Genomic DNA, 18470 nt, shown 5'->3' with positions numbered 1-18470 from the left:
TCAACATTTTTTAGTGTTTGGATCTGATTTTCGATGTGCGGTTATGTGTTGTTTTTAATTTAAAGTTTTTGTTGTGAGCATTGGGGCAATAAGGATTCGATCTTTAATAACGAATGGTTTGTTTGGCTCTGCCAAAGTATAGGTAGAGCCGATATTCTTTCACTGCATGTGCCGCCGGGCGCATCTACAACCCGCACGAGCAGGTGTACCTGGTGTGCACCGAGGGCGGCCACTACATCCTGCAAACCCTCGGCAACCTGTTCTTCTACTTCGGCGAAGTGCCGGACACCAACAGCGAAGTGCCGCTGCAACGCATCGAAAACGCCCTCGGCCACTTCCTGCATTTCACCCGCACGCCTGACGGTACGCTGACCGACATCAGCGCCACCGGCGGCACACGCGTGCACCTGCACTACGACAACCCGCTGGGTCGCCTGACCGACATCAAGCGCGTGGTGAACAACCAGGCGGTGGAAACGCTCACCCAGTACCGCTACGACGAACACGGCCAGCTGAGTGCGGTGATCAACCGCAACGGCGACACCGTGCGCAGCTTCAGCTACGCCGAAGGCCTGATGGTAACCCACAGCAACGCGCTGGGCCTGGGCTGCCACTACCGTTGGGAAACCCTCGGCGACAAGCCGCGCGTGGTCGAGCACTGGACCAGCGATGACGAGCACTACCACTTCCGCTATGACCTAGACGCCCGCACCAGCTGGGCCACCGACGTGCTCGGTCGCGAGCTGGAAGTGCAGTACAACGCGGACCACCGCGTGGTCGCCAGCCGTAACTACGGTGGCGAACGCTACGCCATCGAGCTGGACGAGCAGGGCAACATGGTTGGCCTGAGCTTGGCGGACGGCAACCGGCTCGCCTTCAAGTACGATGAATACGCCCGCCTGCTGGAAGAAACCGACCCGCTGGGGCGCAAGACCACCTACGAATATCACCACCTGACCACCTTGGTGACCAAGGTCGGCTACCCGGATGGCAGCACCTGGCAGGCCCGTGGCCTGCCGAGCAGCCGCCAGGATGCCAAGGGCCAGCGGGTACGCTACGAGTACGTCAAGGCCGTGCGCCTGACCGCACTGGTCAATGAGAACAACGCCACGTACAGCTTTGCCTACGACGCTTCGGACCGGCTGAGCGAAGAAGTTCGGGTGGATAACCTGACCCGGCTGGATGAGATTGGCTATGGCGAAAATGCCGAGTGGCCGGAGCGGCATACGCTGTTCGAGCGCGATGCCATTGGCCGGCTGGTCGCCAAGATCAACCATACGTGGATAATGTTTCCGCTCAGTAGGTCTGGGAGTTATTAACGCATGTTCATGCGTGTTAGTGTGGTTTGGCAAACACAACAACCAGAAACTTACAGTCATGAAAACTTCGACATTACTCGCAACTGATCCGCAATCATCAATTCATGCAGGTAATAATTTCCCAGTCCATCTATATACACCCTATGGCTATTGGTTAGTCCAAACCGGCCCTTTATTGGCCTTTATCGGAGAACCAGGAGCATCATTGCCGCGCTGTTACCTGTTGGGCAATGGTAAGCGTGCGTATGATACCGTGTTGATGCGCTTTCATCGCCCGGACATATTCAGCCCGTTTGGTCGGGGAGGGCTTAATGCCTATGCTTATTGCCAAGGAGACCCTGTCAACAATGTAGATCGCGACGGCCATTCGATAACGCGTGTAATCGGCCAGTTTCTCGGGGGTATAACCGGTACTGTGGGAATGTTCTCATCCTTGGTCAAGGCTGCTAAAAACATTGTTCGCCGGTCAAAGGCAAACATCAACAAACAGCCGGTACCCAAGGAGTTCGATTCGCGCAGCCGCAGAAATAACGCAATCGTCTTCAATGCTGGCTTGGTCAGCACAGCCTTGAAGGTACCAGGTGTTGCAACGGCATTTGGCTTTCCCGCTGCATCCCTGAGCGCTGAGGTGTTGACCTCCGCTGGTATCGTAACTGCAGGCGTCGGTGGCACGGCCAAGTTCGATCAGTTGATCTTTGACAGTACCAGAGCCATTAAAACCGCCAGGGAACTGAGGCTACCGCTGGGTACGTTGTTGAGAGCGTCGCTAATGGAGGCCAGTGGGTGGTATCTGCTCAGAGGCAAAGAGTCGCCGCTGATCGCACCCAGGGACCGGGTCGTGCAGGGGCGCGCGAGGTTCAGAGAAACCTCTGTGTGATCCGAAGCAGGCAGGCCAGGTAAGCCAAGGCCCCAATGCCTGTCAGATCGCGTTAACGCGGCTGCTACGCTGCCCATCGCAGGCAAGCCAGCTCTCATAGAACTGTACATAACTCATTGAATTGGCAGGGACTCTGTGGGAGCGGCTTTAAGCCGCGAACACCGGCGCAGCCGGTGCCATGCACTGCGTTGGATTCTTCGCGGCTAAAGCCGCTCCCACAAATTACGCGGATTGCTCGCAAATTCAGTTATCTACGCGACAGCGCATCCCAAAGGGCTGGGCAAGCTCCCACGGTGACCGCGTAACTGGCAGGCATTAGCCCAGGCCCTGCTTTTATGTTCCACAGCATGAAACCAGATTCGATTGTGCTTCATCGCTCCTCGCGCTTATCTGTCAGCCAAGCACGACCTGCCTCACCCGTCGTGACCTCTAGGCGAACAACAAGAACGGGAAACCACCCGCGCGAGGAGACTCTACATGTCCCGACATCAGCATATCCTGGCCTGGCTGAACGATGTGGCCAGCGACCTGCACGCAATCCGTCACGATATTCACGCTCACCCGGAGCTGGGTTTTGAAGAAAGCCGCACTTCAGCGCTGGTCGCCCGTCTGCTCGAAGAATGGGGCTACGAGGTACATGCCGGTATCGGCAAGACCGGCGTGGTCGGCGTACTGCGCAATGGCAGCAGCCCACGCCGCCTGGGCCTGCGCGCCGACATGGACGCGCTGCCCATCCACGAGGCTACCGGCGCCGCGTACAGCAGCCAGCACCAGGGCTGCATGCACGCCTGCGGCCATGACGGGCATACCACCATGCTGCTGGGCGCCGCACGCTACCTGGCAGCGACCCGGCAGTTCGACGGCACGCTGACGCTGATCTTCCAGCCGGCCGAGGAGGGCCAGGGTGGCGCCGAGGCGATGCTGGCCGACGGTCTGCTGGAACGCTTCCCTTGCGATGCACTGTTCGGCATGCACAACATGCCCGGGCTGCCGGCCGGGCACCTGGGCTTTCGCGAGGGGCCGATGATGGCCTCGCAAGACCTGCTCACGGTGACCCTCGACGGGGTTGGCGGCCATGGTTCGATGCCGCACCTGACCGTCGACCCGCTGGTGGCGGCGGCCAGTGTGGTGATGGCCCTGCAAACCGTGGTGGCGCGCAATATCGATGCGCAGGAGGCGGCCGTGGTTACCGTCGGCGCCTTGCAGGCCGGCGAAGCGGCCAACGTGATCCCGCAGCAGGCGCTGCTGCGCCTGAGCCTGCGCGCGCTGAACGCCGAGGTGAGGGCGCAGACCCTGGAGCGAGTGCGCGCCATTATCGTCAGCCAGGCCGAGAGCTTTGGCTGCCGCGCCACTATCGAACACCGCCCGGCCTACCCGGTGCTGGTCAACCACGCCGCGGAAAACGCCTTTGCCCGGCAGGTGGGAGTGGAGTTGCTGGGTACCGAGGCAGTGGATGGCAACACCCGCAAGCTGATGGGCAGCGAAGACTTCGCCTGGATGCTGCAACGCTGCCCGGGCGCCTACCTGTTCATCGGCAATGGCGTATCGCGGCCGATGGTGCACAACCCGGCCTACGACTTCAACGACGACATCCTGCTGACCGGCGCCGCCTACTGGGGCGCGCTGGCAGAGCGCTGGCTCGCGCCCGCCTGACCTTTCCTTTTGACGACTGCCGCTGGAACCCGGGCGCGACCGCGCCTGGGCGATCACCCAATCATTGTGTGGAGTGTTTCCTATGCAGACTTCGAGCACCGGCGTGTCGCGTACCCGGCAAGTGGTCGCCGCCGTCATCGGCAACGCCCTGGAGTGGTATGACTTCATCGTTTACGGCTTTCTGGCCAGCATCATCGCCCGGCAATTCTTCCCCTCCGACGACGAATATGCCTCGCTGCTGATGGCCCTGGCCACCTTTGGCGTCGGCTTTTTCATGCGCCCGGTGGGCGGCGTGCTGCTGGGCATGTATTCCGACCGCAAGGGCCGCAAGGCGGCGATGCAGATGATCATCCGGCTGATGACCGTGTCCATTGCCATGATCGCCTTTGCCCCCGACTACCTGGCCATCGGCATGGCCGCGCCGATGCTGATCGTGGTGGCGCGCATGCTGCAGGGTTTTGCCACCGGCGGCGAGTACGCCAGCGCCACGGCATTTCTGGTGGAGAGCGCGCCGGCCCACCGCAAGGGCCTGTATGGCTCGTGGCAACTGGTGGGGCAGTGCCTGGCGGTGTTCTCCGGGGCGGCGATGGTGGCGCTGGTCACCCACCTGTGCACGCCTGCGGCACTGGACAGCTGGGGCTGGCGTATCCCGTTCGTGCTCGGCCTGCTGATCGGCCCGGTGGGGCTGTGGATTCGCAAGCACATGGAAGAACCCGAGGAGTTCATCGAGGCGCGCCGCCAGGCCAAGGGCCAGTCGCCCAGCCTGTGGCAGGTGCTGCGTGAGCACCGGCGCAGCCTGATGGTATCGATGGGCCTGGCCTGTGGCGCGACGGTGTCGTTCTACGTGGTACTGGTGAACATGCCGACCTTCGCCCACAAGAACCTTGGCCTGCCGCTGGACCAGGTGCTGCTGGTGCAGATGCTGGCTGTGGGGCTGATGACCGTGGTGATCCCGCTGTCCGGGGCATTGTCTGACCGGCTGGGTCGGCGCCCGGTACTGATGGCCTTCACCCTGGCGTTCTTCGTCATGGTCTACCCGTTGTATGTGTGGGTGGCTGCCGCGCCGTCGCTGGAGCGCCTGCTGGTGATGCAACTGCTGCTGTGCACTGCCATTGGCGGCTTCTTCGGGCCGGCGCCCACGGCCTTGGCCGAGCAATTCCCGGTCGAGGTGCGTTCTACCGGTGTGTCGGTGGCCTATAACGTGGCGGTGATGGTGTTCGGCGGCTTCGCCCCGTTGATCGTCACCTGGCTGAGCAAGGTGCTCGGCACTCCGGTGGCGCCGTCGTTCTACGTGCTGTTCGCCTGCCTGCTGACACTGCTGGGCACCTATTGCCTGAAAGAAGCCCCACGCGCGGGCAAAACTGCCGCGTTCAACCTGGGAGTAGAACCGTGATGTCGCTAGCCATCGACCCCATCGTTGCCCTCGATGCCGAGGCATTGTCCCAGGCCATCCATGCCCGCCAGATATCGTGCCGTGAGGTGATGCAGGCCTATCTGGCGCATATCGAGCGTTTCAACCCGCAGGTCAATGCGCTGGTGTCGTTGCGCCCGGCCGAAGTGCTGCTGGCCGAGGCTGATGAGCGTGACCGCGAGCTGGCCCGTGGCCATTCGCGGGGCTGGATGCATGGCATGCCCCAGGCGATCAAGGACCTGGCCGCTACTGCCGGGCTGCGCACCACCCTGGGCTCGCCGCTGTTTGCCGAACAGGTGCCCGAGCAGGATGCGATCAGCGTGGCGCGGGTGCGGGCCAGTGGGGCGCTGATCGTGGGTAAGAGCAATGTGCCGGAATTCGGCCTTGGTTCGCAGACCTACAACACCCTGTTCGGTACCACCACCAATGCCTATGACCCGGACAAGGTGGCCGGGGGCAGCAGCGGTGGGGCGGCGGCGGCGCTGGCCATGCGCCTGCTGCCGGTCGCCGACGGCAGCGACATGATGGGTTCGCTGCGCAACCCGGCGGCGTTCAACAATGTGTATGGCCTGCGCCCGTCGCAGGGCCGGGTGCCCCATGGGCCGGCGCCGGAACTGTTCATGCAGCAGCTGGCCACCGAGGGGCCGATGGGGCGCAGCGTGGTGGATGTGGCGCGGCTGTTGTCGACCCAGGCGGGCTTCGATGCGCGGGCGCCGTTGTCGCTGGGGGAGGGCCGGCGCGATTTTGCCGCCGGGTTGCAGCGCGATTTCCGCGGCGTGCGGGTTGGCTGGCTGGGCGACTACGACGGCTACCTGGCGATGGATGACGGGGTGCTGAGCCTGTGCGAAGCGGCCCTGGCGGACTTCGCTGAGCTGGGCTGCCGGGTTGAGGCCTGCCAGCCGGCGTTCGACCTGGCGCGCTTGTGGCAATGCTGGCTGACCCATCGCCACTTCCTGGTGCACGGCAACCTCGGTGCGGCCTATGCCGACCCGCGCAAGCGCGCGCTGCTCAAGCCCGAGGCGCAGTGGGAGGTGGAGGGTGGCCTGCAACTGAGCGCGGCTGCGGTGTACCAGGCTTCAGTGGCCCGCAGCGACTGGTACCGTGCGCTGGGCAAGCTGTTCGAGCGTTACGATTTCCTGCTGTTGCCATCGGCCCAGGTGTTCCCTTTCGATGCACGGCAACCTTGGCCAACGGTGGTCGGGGGGCGGACGATGGACACCTATCACCGCTGGATGGAAGTGGTGACAGGACCGACCCTGGCCGGTTTGCCGAGCATCAGCGTACCGGTCGGTTTCAATGCTGCCGGGTTGCCCATGGGCCTGCAGATCATCGGCCCGGCCCAGGCCGACCATGCGGTATTGCAGCTGGCCCATGCCCATGAACAGCTCACCCGTTGGGTAGCGCGGCGCCCACCCCGGAGCCTGCAAGCGCCATGAAACCGCTGGGCAGGCGCGGATCTTGCTGGCTATCCTGACCATCCAGCTACAGGGAGGTCACACACATGGGCATCACGGCAGACAGTGGCGGCGTGCGCTCGGTAGAACGGGCGCTGGCCATCGTCGACCTGCTGGGCGAACACCAGGCGCTGGGCCTGGAAGAACTGCATTACCTGACGGCGCTGCCCAAGGCCACGGTGTCGCGCATGCTCGCCACCTTGCAGGAACAGGGCTGGGTCTACCGCGGCCTCAGCGACCGGCGCTACCGGCTGTGCGCGCAGCGCCTGTTCGGTGACCGCCAGTTGCGTTTCAAGCGGCGCCTGGTGGAAAGCGCCGCGCCCATGTTGCTGGAGTTGAGCGAGCGTACCGGGCTGGTGGCCGACCTGTCGTGTTTCGACGGCGAGCGGCTGGAGGTGATGGAAAGCGCCATCCCCCAGGTACTGCGCAAGCGCTACCCGCACACCTGCCAGATCGTCGGGCACCATGCCAGCCTGTTCCACTCGGCGATGGGGCGGGCATGCCTGGGAGAGTTGGCGGTCGATGAAGTGCAGCGCCTGGCGACCCATGAGCAGGTGGGCGACGAGGCAGTGCTGCGCGACATCGAGGAGGAAGCGAACAAGGGGTTCGGCCAGCGAACCGAAGGGCACTGGGAGTACCCGGTGCGCTTGCCGTTCCTGATCCGCGCGATTGCCCTGCCGGTGCATGCCGAAGGGCGCCTGGCCGGGAGCATTGCCTTGCACTGGCCGTTGGACCAGGCGCCGGTGGAGCGGGTGTTGAACCTGCACCTGAACAGCCTGGCTACAACGGTGGGCGAGGTGCAGCGGGCCTTGGTGGTTTGAGTCAGCCTGTACCGGCCTCTTCGCGGGTAAACCCGCTCCCACAGGGGAAGTGCATTGCCCGAGGCTCGCTCGGTATCTGTGGGAGCGGGTTTACCCGCGAAGAGGCCAGTCCAGCAAACAACAAAAAGAAGCTGTGTCCGAGGCCCCTCAGCGCTCCAGGCTATACATCCGGCACTCCGCCAGCAACGCCAGCAGGTTCGGCTCCCGCTCCCGCGCTTTCAGGAACACCACGCCGATATGCTGCTGCAAGCGATATTGCGGCTTCAGGGCGATCAACCGGACCCGGTTCTCGTACACCGCCGCGATACGCCCGGGCAGCAGGGCAAAGCCCACGCCCGAGCTGACCATGCTCAGCAGGGTGAAGATATCGTTCACCTGCATGGCTACCTTGGGTTCGAAGCCGGCCTGCTGGAACACCCGGGCGCCATCGCGGTGGGTGGCGAAGCCCTGGGTCAGGGTGATGAAGGTGGAGTCGGCCAGGTCGGCCAGGTCCACCTCGGCCTGCTCGGCGAAGGGCGAATCGATGGGCACGGCAAGGAAGATGTCATCGGAGAACAGCGGCAACTGCTCGCAGGCCGGGTCGCTGACACTTTCGTCGAGCGACACGAGGATGGCCTCCAGCTCGTGGTTCCTCAGGCGCTGCAGCAGGTCGACGTTGGAGCCCAGGGTCAGGTCGATGTTGAGTTCGCTGCGGCGCAGCTTGAGGCCCATGACCAGCTTGGGCACGGTTTTCACCGTCAGCGAATAGAGCGCGCCCAGGCGGAAGCGCTCGGCGTAGAAGCCGGCGGCTTCGCGGGTCTGGCGGACCATCTGCTCGGCGTCCTGGATCAGCTGGCGGGCTTTCTTTTCCAGCACGTAGGCGCTTTCCAGCGGGATCAGCTGACGACCTTCATGCTTGAACAGCGGGCAGCGCAGTGCGCTTTCCAGCGAGTGGATGGCGCGGTGCACGCTGACGGCGCTGGTGGCCAGCTCGGCGGCCGCGCGGCCGAGGTTGCCGGTGCGCATGAAGGCGAGGAAGGTTTCCAGCTTCTTGAGGGTCAGTTCTTCGTCGATCAGCATGGGTTGACCTGGGTGTGCACAATGGCAGGGGCGTGCATGTTGCCTGGAAATTCTGGGGCCGCTTCGCAGCCCATTGCCGGCAAGCCAGCTCCCACAGGGATGGCGCATGGCTTGAGGCCGATGCGGCCCCGCATGCTCATTGCATGGATCCGATCAAGGCCCACAACGCCGGGTCGTTGAAATCATCGATCACCAACCTGGCCCCCGCCGCCAGCAACCGCTCCGGTGTCTGCGTAGTGGCCACGCCCACGGTAAAGATCCCCGCGCCACTCGCTGCCGCCACCCCCGGCAGCGAATCCTCGAAGGCCAGTGCCTGCCCGGCCTCGGCACCCAGCCGTTGCAACCCGGTCAGGTAGGGCAACGGGTCCGGCTTGGCCCGTGCCAGTTCCTCGGCCACCAGCACATGCGCGAAGCGCTGGCCCAGGCCCATGGCGTTCAACATGTGCTCGGCGTTCAGCCGCGGCGCGTTGGTCACCACGCACATGCCGATGTCTCGAGCCTGGGCATGTTCCAGCAGGCGCACAAGGCCCGGCATCGGCTCCAGAGACGGTGACATGTCGCGGAACAGCGCTTCCTTGCGGTCAGCCAGCTCCCGGCACTGTTCGGCACTGGCACCGGCAAACAGCTCGGCGAACAGCTCGCCGTTGGCACGGCCGCTGACCTGGGCATCGAACTGCGCCTGGCTCAGCTCGCGGCCGTCATGTTCGCGCAGCAGTTGGCGGAAGGCCTGCAGGTGCAAGGTGTCAGTGTCGGTGAGGGTTCCGTCGAGGTCGAACAGCAGGGCAGTCAGCATTGGGTATTCAGGTCCAGAAATCGTGGGCGGGCCAGAAGGGAGATTCTTTGCCTTTGGCGTTACGTGAACTTCGCGAATTCCTGAGTGTACTGGAGTACGGCAGCCTTGGCAGAGCTGTGCTCGAACTCGAGGTTGGCGCCTGCGCATCGAGTCAGCAACTGCCAAAGCTGGAAAGCCAACCAAGTAACCGGCCGTTGGCACGCTCCGGCTTTCGACGTTTGGTCATCAGTTCTGGTTGGCGTAGGTGGCTGGGCGCAGGTAGCTGATCTTCTGCAGCTTGCCGTCGCTGTCACGGTAGGTGAGGGTGGCGGTGTCGGCGTGGCCGGTGGCCTGGCTCGAGCCCTCCACCGCGATCACTTGGGCGATGTCCAGGTCCATGCCGTACTGGTAAGGGGAGGCGGTCTGGGCGAAGGCGCCGACGCTGCTGCCAAAGGTCAGGGTGGCGATGGTGATTGCTTTGATGATGGTCATGATCATGCTCCGTTAGCTTGGGTAGTGGGATCAGCGACTGCTTGCTGCCTGGGGTTAATGCTGCGCGATAATATTTAGTGCGCAAAATATATTTCCACTATCTGGCCTATTGGCGCGCTACATATTGATCGCAGTCGCCAAGCCGACGACGAAGGGGGCTGTTCAGCGTGCTCCGAAAAGAGTACAAATGTGCTCCATGGACAATCTAACCCCAAAACGCCGCGCCATCTTCGAGTTCATCCGTGAGCGCATTGCCGATCACGGCCAGCCGCCGAGCCTGGCCGATATCGCCACGCGCTTCGGTTTTGCCTCGCGCAGTGTCGCGCGCAAGCACATCACCGCCCTGTGCCAGGCCGGCTACATCGACGTCACGCCGAACCAGGCGCGGGGCATACGCCTGGCCGAACGGCTGCGCCGCCCGGAAATCCTCGAAGTGCCGGTGCTCGGCCAGGTGGCGGCAGGCGCCCCCATCGGCCCGGACCTCGACATTCACGAGCAGTTGCTGCTCGACCCCAGCCTGTTCCGCCGTACCCCCGACTACCTGCTGAAGGTGCGTGGCGACTCGATGATCGACGACGGCATTTTCGACGGCGACCTGGTCGGCATCCTCCAGCAGGCCGACGCCCGCGATGGCCAGATCGTGGTCGCGCGCCTGGACGGCGAGGTGACCATCAAGCGCCTGCAACGCCAGGGCGGCAATTACCGGCTGTTGCCACGCAACCCGGCCTATGCGCCCATCGATGTGCGACCTGAACAGGAGTTCTTCATCGAAGGCGTGTTCTGCGGCTTGCTGAGGCGTGACTGATGGGCGCGGTGGTCGACCTCGACAGGCTGCTCGACCAGCGCCGGGTATGGCGCGGCCGGCAGGCCCAGGCGCGGCCACTCGGCCTGCAGCCCACGGGCCATGTTGCCCTTGACCAGTGCCTGCCGGAAGGCGGTTGGCCGGCGTCTGCGCTCAGCGAACTGTTGCTGGCCAGCCCCGGCTGTGGCGAATTGCAGCTGCTGTGGCCAACCCTGGCCCGTTTGAGTGCCGAGGCCAGCCGAATCGTACTGGTGGCACCGCCATTCATTCCTTACGCCCCGGCCTGGCAGGCCGCGGGGGTGGACCTGCGCTGGCTGGTACAGGTGGCCGCCGAACCTGCAGATGCCCTGTGGGCTGCCGAGCAGTGCCTGCGTTCCGGCAGTTGCGCAGCGGTGCTGTGCTGGCCGGAGCGTGCCGATGACCGCGCCCTGCGGCGCTTGCAGGTGGCTGCCGAAACCGGCCAGGCGCTGGCCTTCGCCTGCAGGCCGCAACAGGCGGCGCATAACCCTTCACCTGCAGCGCTGCGCATTGCCATCGACACCCGTCCGGCACAATGGCGCGTGCTGAAAAGCCGTGGCGGCATGCCACCGGCGCTGCCCATCGCCTGCCCGGGGCGGGGCTGATGCAGCATGCTCTGGGCCTGCATCCTGTTCCCTCAGCTGGCGCTGGACACGGTCCTGCGTGAGCGTGACGACCCCGATACACCTCTGGTGCTGCTTGGCGGGCCGGCCCAGCGACGCGTACTGCAGGCGGTCAACCCGGCGGCGGCCGCGCTGGGCCTGCGGGCCGGGCAAACCCTGACGGCGGCACGTGCACTGGCCGATGGCTTCAGCTGCGTCGAAGCCGACCCCAGGCGCATCGACCAGGTGCAGCAGTTGCTGGCAGCCTGGGCCTACCGCTTCAGCGCCCAGGTCAGCCTGCACTACCCACGGGCGCTGTTGCTGGAGGTGGGCTCCAGCCTGCAGCTGTTCGGCCCCTGGCCGCTGTTCGAGGCACGCCTGCGCCAGGAGCTGGCGGAACTGGGCTTGCGCCAACGCATCGTCCTGGCCAGCAACCCGGTGGCGGCGCGCATGCTCGCCAACGGCCACGATGGCCTGGCCGTGAGCGATGCCGACGCCACCCGCGCGGCGCTGCAGGGTATGCCCATCGAGCGTATCGGCTTGCCTGGGCAGGCTGCCGAAGCCTTTGCCCGCATGGGGCTGCGTCAGTTGAGCCAGGTGCTGGCCTTGCCCCGCGACAGCCTGGCCAGGCGCTTTCCGGCCCAGGTGCAATTGCACCTTGACCAACTGCTCGGCCTGCGCAACCTGGGGTTGGACTTCTACCAGCCTCCGGACCGTTTCGAGACCCGGCTGGAGCTGAACTTCGACGTCGAATCACACCAGGCCCTGCTGTTCCCGCTGCGGCGCATGCTCAACGACCTTGCCGCGTTCCTCGCCGGGCGTGACTGTGGCGTGCAGCGTTTCTGCCTGCACCTGGAGCACGCCGAAGGGCCGGATACCTTGCTGAAGGTGGGCCTGCTGGCCGCCGAACGCGATGCCGCGATGCTGTTCGAACTGGCGCGCGGGCGCCTGGAACCGCTGCGCATTCCCGCACCGGTGCGCAACCTGCGGCTGGTCGCCGAGGACCTGCCACCCTTTGTGCCGCAACACCAGGCATTGTTCGACCCGCGTGCGCAACAGGCGCAACCCTGGGAACAATTGCGCGAACGGCTACGTGCGCGCCTGGGCGATGAGGCGGTCAAGGGCCTGAGCGCGGCAGCCGATCATCGCCCCGAATGTGCCTGGCAAGCGGTAGAGCAGGGCGCCCAGGGCAACATGCCGGTGGCTCCTGGCAGCCGCCCTGGCTGGCTGCTGTCGGCCCCCGTGGCGCTGGACGAAGCCGGCTACCGCGTGCAAGGCCATGCCGAGCGTATCGAGTCGGGCTGGTGGGATGGCGGCGATGTGCGTCGCGACTATTACCGCATCGAAACCCGTGATGGCCTGCGCGGCTGGGCCTACCGTGACCTGGGCAAGGCCGGCCCGTTGTGGCTGCAGGGCTGGTTCGCATGAACACCCCGGGTTATGCCGAGCTGCATTGCCTGTCCAACTTCAGTTTCCAGCGCGGCGCGTCGAGCGCCGACGAGCTGTTCCGGCGCGCGCGTGAGCAGGGCTACCAGGCGCTGGCGATCACTGACGAATGCACCCTGGCCGGCATCGTCCGTGCCTGGCAGGCGGCGAAGGAACATCAGCTGCGGCTGATCGTGGGCAGTGAAGTGCAGTTGCAGGACGGCCCCAGGCTGGTGCTGCTGGTGCAGGACCTGGCCGGCTACCAGAACCTGTGCGCCCTGATCACCCGGGGCCGGCGACGGGCGCAGAAGGGCGAGTACCAACTGTTTCGCGATGACCTGCAGCAGCACCATCAGGGCCTGCTGGCATTGTGGGTGGCCGATGACAGCGGCGATGCCAGCCCCGGGCAGTGGCTGCACGGCGTGTTCGGTGAGCGCCTGTGGCTGGCCGTGCACCTGCACCGCGGCAGTGACGATACCTTGCGCCTTGAACGCTTGCGCGGCCTGGCGGCAAGGGTCGGCATCCGCGCCGTGGCCTGTGGCGACGTGCACATGCACGTGCGCGGTCGCCGCGCCTTGCAGGATTGCATGACCGCCATTCGCCAGCATTGCCTGGTGGCCGAGGCCGGGCGCTTCCTGTTTGCCAATGGCGAGCGGCACCTGCGCAGCCAGGCGCAACTGGGCGAACTCTATCCCGCCGACCTGCTGGCCGAGACCCTGGCCATCGCTGCGCGCTGCCAGTTCGAACTGAGCGAGTTGAAATACCAGTACCCACGCGAGCTGGTGCCTCAGGGGCATACCCCGGCGAGCTGGTTGCGTGAGTTATGCCAGCAGGGTTTGCCGTTGCGTTGGCCAGAAGGGCCGAGCAGCAAGGTGCGGGAGGTGCTGGCCAAGGAGCTGGCGCTGATCGAGGCGCTGGGCTACGAAAGCTACTTCCTGACGGTGCACGACATCGTCGCCTTCGCCCGCAGCCAGCGCATTCTGTGCCAGGGCCGGGGTTCGGCTGCCAACTCGGTGGTGTGCTTCGTGCTGGGCATCACCGAGCTCGACCCCATGAAACATCACCTGTTGTTCGAGCGCTTCCTGTCGCGCGAGCGCAACGAGCCGCCGGACATCGACGTGGACTTCGAGCACGACCGGCGCGAGGAGGTGATCCAGTATGTGTTCCGTCGCTATGGTCGGCACCGGGCGGCGCTCACTGCGGTGGTCAACACCTACCATGCCGCCGGTGCGGTGCGGGATGTGGCACGGGTGCTGGGGCTGCCCGCCGACCAGGTGGATGCCCTGGCCAAATGCTGTGGCCGCTGGAGCGATCGCATACCTGATGACCAGCGCCTGGCCGAGGCCGGTTTCGAGGCGGGCAGCCCTTCGCTGCGGCGGGTGCTGGTGCTGGCCGGCGAATTGATCGGCTTCCCCCGGCACCTGTCACAGCACCCGGGCGGCTTCGTTATCTCGCAGCAACCCCTGGACGAGCTGGTACCGGTGGAGAATGCCGCGATGCCGGAGCGCACGGTGATCCAGTGGGACAAGGACGACCTGGACATGGTCGGCCTGCTCAAGGTCGACGTGCTGGCGCTGGGTATGCTCAGTGCCCTGCGCCGTTGCTTCGACCTGCTGCAACACCACCGTGGCCGGCACCTGACCCTGGCGACCATTCCCGGCGAAGACCCGGCCACCTACGCCATGATCAGCCGTGCCGAGACCATGGGCGTGTTCCAGATCGAGTCACGCGCGCAAATGGCCATGCTGCCGCGGCTGCGGCCCGCAAAGTTCTACGACCTGGTCATCGAGGTAGCCATCGTCCGCCCCGGGCCGATCCAGGGCGACATGGTCCACCCTTACCTGCGTCGGCGCCTGAAGCAGGAGCCGGTGACGTATCCTTCACCGCAACTGAAGGCAGTGTTCGAGCGCACCCTGGGCGTGCCGCTGTTCCAGGAACAGGTGATGGAGCTGGCGATGGTCGCGGCCGACTACACCCCGGGCGAGGCCGACCAGTTACGCCGCAGCATGGCTGCCTGGAAGCGCCACGGTGGCCTGGAGCCGCACCGCGAGCGGCTGGTGCAGGGTATGTTGCGCAATGGTTACGAGTTGGCGTTTGCCGAGCGCATCTTCGAGCAGATCAAGGGCTTTGGCAGCTATGGTTTCCCGGAGTCGCACGCGGCCAGCTTTGCCTTGTTGTGCTATGCCAGCAGCTGGCTCAAGTGCCATGAACCGGCGATTTTCACCTGCGCGCTGGTCAACAGCTGGCCCATGGGCTTCTACAGCCCCGACCAGTTGTTGCAAGAGGCCCGGCGCCAGGGCATCGAGGTAAGGCCGGTGGATGTGTGCCACAGTGACTGGGACTGCACCCTGGAGCCTGAGCCTGGAGGGGCCCTGGCCATCCGCATGGGCTTGCGCCTGGTGCGCGGTCTTGCCGAGGCCGATGCCAGGCGCCTGGCGCAGGCCAGGGCGCAGCGGCCATGGCGCGATGTCGAAGACCTGTGCCTGCGTGCCGGGCTCGATTCGCGTACCCGCGCCCAGCTGGCCGATGCCGGCGCGCTGCGCGCCTTGGCCAGCGACCGGCACCAGGCGCGCTGGCAGGTGGCGGCGGTGCAGCCGCAACTGCCTTTGTTTGCCGACGTGGCAGCCTTGCCGGAAAGCACCGTTGAGCTGCCTGTCCCCAGCGTGGCGGAGGACCTGATGGCCGATTACCAGACCCTGGGTACCACGCTTGGGCCGCATCCCTTGACCTTGTTGCGCCCACGCCTGCGGGCACTGGGCTGTCGCAGTTCGCGCGAGCTGCAAGATGTCGGGCATGGTGACAACATTGCCGTGGCCGGGCTGGTGGTGGGCCGCCAGCGGCCACAGACCGCCAGCGGCGTGACCTTCGTCACCCTGGAGGACGAGCACGGGATGGTCAATGTGGTGGTGTGGCGGGATCTGGCCGAACGGCAGCGGCGGGCGCTGGTGGGGTCGCAGTTGCTCAAGGTCAGCGGGCGGCTGGAGCAGGAGAATGGCGTGCGCCACCTGATCGCGCGGCGGCTGGAGGATGTGAGCCCGCTGTTGCAAGGGCTGGATGTGCGCAGCCGGGATTTCCATTAATCCCCGGCACCCTGTGGGAGCGGCTTTAGCCGCGAACACCGGCGCAGCCGGTGCCATGCACCGCGTTGGATTCTTCGCGGCTAAAGCCGCTCCCACAGGGTGCCAGGATTGCTTGCGAGTTCAGTTCTGTTACACCATCGCCAACCGCTGCTTGCGTGTCGGTGCCGGGAACGCCCGGTCGATCGCCCGCAGGTCTTCGCTGGTCAGGGTCAACGTACCCGCAGCCGCATTCAGCCGCACATGCTCGGGCGCCACGGCCTTGGGGATGGCTATCACCCCGTCATCCCGGGTCACCCAGGCCAGGCTGACCTGGGCCGCTGTGGCCCCATGGCGCTCGGCGATTTCCGCCAGCACCGGGTGCTGCAACAGGCGCCCGGCCTGGGCCAGCGGGCAGTAGGCCATGATCGGCAGGGCGCGCTTTTCGCACCACGGCAACAGGTCGAACTCGATGCCACGCTGGGTCGGGTTGTACAGCACCTGGTTGGTGGCGCAATCGGGGTTGTGCAGCTCGCGCAGGTCGTCGACGTCGAAATTGGAAACACCCCAGCGCTTGATCTTGCCTTGCTCGCGCAAGCGCTCGAAGGCGTCGACGGTTTCCTCCAGCGGGTGCTGACCACGCCAGTGCAGCAGGTACAGGTCGATGCAGTCGGTGCCCAGGCGCGTCAGGCTGCGCTCGCAGGCGGCCGCCATGCCGCGCAGGCTGGCATTGTGCGGGTACACCTTGCTGACCAGGAACACCTGGTCGCGGCGCCCGGCAATGGCCTGGCCAACGACCTCTTCTGCGCCACCTTCGGCATACATCTCGGCGGTATCGATCAAGCTCAGGCCAAGTTCGATGCCCTGTTGCAGGGCCGCCACCTCGGCAGCCTTGCGGGCCGGGTCTTCACCCATGTACCAGGTGCCCTGGCCGATGGCCGGAACGCTCGAACCTGCCAGTTTCACGTAACGCATGTCACCTCCGGGATCCGGGTATTGGAAAGCAGTACCTCGAGCAGCGCTTGCGCCGCCGTGGAAAGCTTGTGTTCGCTGAGGGCAATCACGCCGATGCGGCGCTCGACCGTGGGCTCGACCAGGGTTACGCAGCGGGCACCAAGCTCCTGCATCTGGTTGATGCACAGCGCCGGTACGGCACTGACCCCCAGGCCACTGGCGACCATGCGGCCGATGGTCGACAGCTGGTGGCTCTCGAAAGCTACCGCCAGCTTGCCGTGGTGGGCGGCCACGTTCTGCTCCATCAGCAGGCGCACCGCCGAAGGGCGTTGCAGGGCCACGAAGTCTTCGGCCAGCAATTGTGCCCAACTGACCTGGGGCAGCTGCGCCAAGGGCGAGTCGGCGGGCACCACGGCGACAAACCGGTCCATGTACAACGGGTGGAAATCCAGGCCATCGATGTTGTCCGGTTCGAAGCCGATGCCCAGTTCGACGCGGCGATGGCGCACCAGTTCCAGCACCTGTTCGTTGATCACATCGTGCACGGTGACGTTGACCTTCGGGTAGCGCTGGCGAAATACCTTGAGCGAGTGGGGCAGCAGGTTGCCGGCAAAGGCCGGCATGGCCGCCACCGAAACCCGGCCCAGTTGCAGGGTGAAACGCTGGCGCAGCATCTCTTCGGTGTCGTCCCAGTCGGCCAGCAGGCGCCGCGCCAGCGGCAGCAGCACCTCGCCCTCGGCAGTCAGGCTGACGCTGCGCGTGGTGCGGCTGAGCAGGGCGCCGCCAAGGTTCTCTTCCAGGGCCTTGATGGTCAGGCTCAGGGCGGGTTGCGAAACATGCAGGTGTTCACCGGCCTGGGCAAAGCTCTGGTACTTGGCCACGGTGACAAAGGCGCGCAGTTGCTTGACGTTCATGACAGGCCTGTTGGTTGTTTTGCAAAGTTTATCAATCGATGATGAAAACAAAATTAACAAATCAGTCGCTTGCGGTGAAGATGTCCCCACACGCTCACCGACAGCCTCGTCGGTTCAACAACTACAAAAGGCGGATCAGCATGGCCGGACTGGACAAGCGCGTTGCAACCTATGAACAGGCCCTCGAAGGCCTGACCGACAACATGACGGTACTGGCTGGTGGTTTCGGCCTGTGCGGCATCCCGGAAAACCTTATCAGCGAAATCAGGCGCCGTGGCGTCAAGGGCCTGACCGTGGTCTCCAACAACTGCGGTGTCGACGGTTTTGGCCTGGGCGTGCTGCTGGAAGACCGGCAGATCCGCAAGATGGTCGCCTCCTACGTGGGTGAGAACGCCGAGTTCGAACGCCAGCTGCTGAGCGGTGAGCTGGAAGTGGAACTGACCCCGCAGGGCACCCTGGCCGAAAAAATGCGCGCTGGTGGCGCCGGTATCCCGGCCTTCTACACCGCCACCGGCTACGGCACCCCGGTTGCCGATGGCAAGGAAGTGCGCGAGTTCAACGGCCGCAAGTACATCCTCGAAGAATCCATCACCGGCGACTTCGCCATCGTCAAGGGCTGGAAGGCCGACCACTACGGCAACGTGGTGTACCGCAACACTGCGCAAAACTTCAACCCGCTGGCGGCCACCGCCGGCAAGATCACCGTGGTCGAAGTGGAAGAGATCGTCGAACCCGGCGTGCTGTTGCCCAGCGAGATCCACACCCCGGGCATCTACGTGGACCGCGTCATCGTCGGCACCTTCGAAAAGCGTATCGAAAAGCGCACCGTCAAGGCCTGAGC

At 64.9% G+C, this 18470-nt stretch carries 15 protein-coding genes and 1 pseudogene; 11 read left to right on the top strand and 5 right to left on the bottom strand.

Going from position 1 to position 18470, the window contains the following annotated elements:
* Positions 1-278 precede the first annotated feature (278 nt).
* The 6 genes and pseudogenes from MKK04_RS14030 to MKK04_RS14005 all read left to right on the top strand — a co-directional run.
* Positions 279-1274, top strand: a pseudogene (locus MKK04_RS14030) (hypothetical protein); the annotation flags it as partial.
* 103 nt (positions 1275-1377) lie between these two features.
* Complete coding sequence (locus MKK04_RS14025; RefSeq protein ID WP_207832677.1) at positions 1378-2196, top strand: RHS repeat-associated core domain-containing protein; 819 nt, start codon at positions 1378-1380, stop codon at positions 2194-2196.
* A 477-nt stretch (positions 2197-2673) separates the two neighbouring features.
* Complete coding sequence (locus MKK04_RS14020; RefSeq protein WP_207832679.1) at positions 2674-3849, top strand: M20 aminoacylase family protein; 1176 nt, start codon at positions 2674-2676, stop codon at positions 3847-3849.
* An 82-nt stretch (positions 3850-3931) separates the two neighbouring features.
* Positions 3932-5242, top strand: coding sequence for a citrate-proton symporter (locus tag MKK04_RS14015; RefSeq protein ID WP_241105582.1), 1311 nt, complete (start codon positions 3932-3934; stop codon positions 5240-5242).
* Positions 5242-6696: an amidase gene (locus MKK04_RS14010; RefSeq protein ID WP_241105581.1), complete on the top strand. Its 1455-nt coding sequence runs from the start codon at positions 5242-5244 to the stop codon at positions 6694-6696. Before MKK04_RS14015 ends, MKK04_RS14010 begins: the two co-directional genes overlap by 1 nt.
* 65 nt (positions 6697-6761) lie before the next feature.
* Positions 6762-7535, top strand: a complete 774-nt coding sequence (locus MKK04_RS14005; RefSeq protein WP_207832685.1) for an IclR family transcriptional regulator — start codon at positions 6762-6764, stop codon at positions 7533-7535.
* Between the two features lie 147 nt (positions 7536-7682).
* On the opposite strand, the gene MKK04_RS14000 is transcribed toward MKK04_RS14005, so the two are convergent.
* The 3 genes from MKK04_RS14000 to MKK04_RS13985 all read right to left on the bottom strand — a co-directional run bounded on the left by MKK04_RS14000 (position 7683) and on the right by MKK04_RS13985 (position 9858).
* A complete protein-coding gene (locus tag MKK04_RS14000) occupies positions 7683-8594 on the bottom strand; it encodes a LysR family transcriptional regulator (protein WP_207832687.1) in 912 nt (303 codons plus the stop codon).
* 136 nt (positions 8595-8730) lie between these two features.
* Positions 8731-9387 (bottom strand): HAD family hydrolase, encoded by a 657-nt coding sequence (locus MKK04_RS13995; RefSeq protein WP_233688372.1) that lies wholly within the window; start codon positions 9385-9387, stop codon positions 8731-8733.
* Positions 9388-9612: 225 nt separating this feature from the next.
* On the bottom strand, positions 9613-9858 hold the full coding sequence (locus MKK04_RS13985) for a DUF2790 domain-containing protein (RefSeq protein WP_207832691.1): 246 nt from the start codon (positions 9856-9858) through the stop codon (positions 9613-9615).
* A gap of 187 nt (positions 9859-10045) precedes the next feature.
* On the opposite strand from MKK04_RS13985, the gene lexA reads away from it, so the two are divergent.
* Genes lexA through MKK04_RS13965 form a run of 4 tightly spaced genes read left to right on the top strand, consistent with a single transcriptional unit; the run spans position 10046 to position 15785 of the window.
* Positions 10046-10663 (top strand): transcriptional repressor LexA, encoded by a 618-nt coding sequence (gene lexA, locus MKK04_RS13980; protein ID WP_025339260.1) that lies wholly within the window; start codon positions 10046-10048, stop codon positions 10661-10663.
* Complete coding sequence (gene imuA / locus MKK04_RS13975) at positions 10663-11283, top strand: translesion DNA synthesis-associated protein ImuA (protein ID WP_063914158.1); 621 nt, start codon at positions 10663-10665, stop codon at positions 11281-11283. The genes lexA and imuA overlap by 1 nt, the downstream gene beginning before the upstream one ends.
* A gap of 6 nt (positions 11284-11289) precedes the next feature.
* Positions 11290-12708, top strand: coding sequence for a Y-family DNA polymerase (locus tag MKK04_RS13970; RefSeq protein WP_207832693.1), 1419 nt, complete (start codon positions 11290-11292; stop codon positions 12706-12708).
* Complete coding sequence (locus MKK04_RS13965) at positions 12705-15785, top strand: error-prone DNA polymerase (RefSeq protein ID WP_241105580.1); 3081 nt, start codon at positions 12705-12707, stop codon at positions 15783-15785. The genes MKK04_RS13970 and MKK04_RS13965 overlap by 4 nt, the downstream gene beginning before the upstream one ends.
* Positions 15786-15914: 129 nt before the next feature.
* Here MKK04_RS13965 and MKK04_RS13960 read toward each other — a convergent pair whose 3' ends face one another.
* Both MKK04_RS13960 and MKK04_RS13955 read right to left on the bottom strand, forming a co-directional pair.
* A complete protein-coding gene (locus MKK04_RS13960; protein WP_207832699.1) occupies positions 15915-16736 on the bottom strand; it encodes an aldo/keto reductase in 822 nt (273 codons plus the stop codon).
* Entirely contained in the window at positions 16724-17629 is a 906-nt protein-coding gene (locus MKK04_RS13955) for a LysR family transcriptional regulator (RefSeq protein ID WP_063914154.1), read from the bottom strand. The genes MKK04_RS13960 and MKK04_RS13955 overlap by 13 nt, the downstream gene beginning before the upstream one ends.
* A 140-nt stretch (positions 17630-17769) precedes the next feature.
* Between MKK04_RS13955 and MKK04_RS13950 the strand changes: the two genes are divergently transcribed.
* Positions 17770-18468 carry a CoA transferase subunit A gene (locus MKK04_RS13950; protein ID WP_085624876.1) on the top strand — a complete coding sequence of 233 codons (699 nt, stop codon included), beginning with the start codon at positions 17770-17772 and terminating at the stop codon, positions 18466-18468.
* Positions 18469-18470: the final 2 nt, after the last annotated feature.

This window comes from Pseudomonas sp. LS.1a (assembly GCF_022533585.1).
Lineage (GTDB): Bacteria > Pseudomonadota > Gammaproteobacteria > Pseudomonadales > Pseudomonadaceae > Aquipseudomonas.
This window is presented reverse-complemented; position numbering and strand designations above follow the sequence as displayed.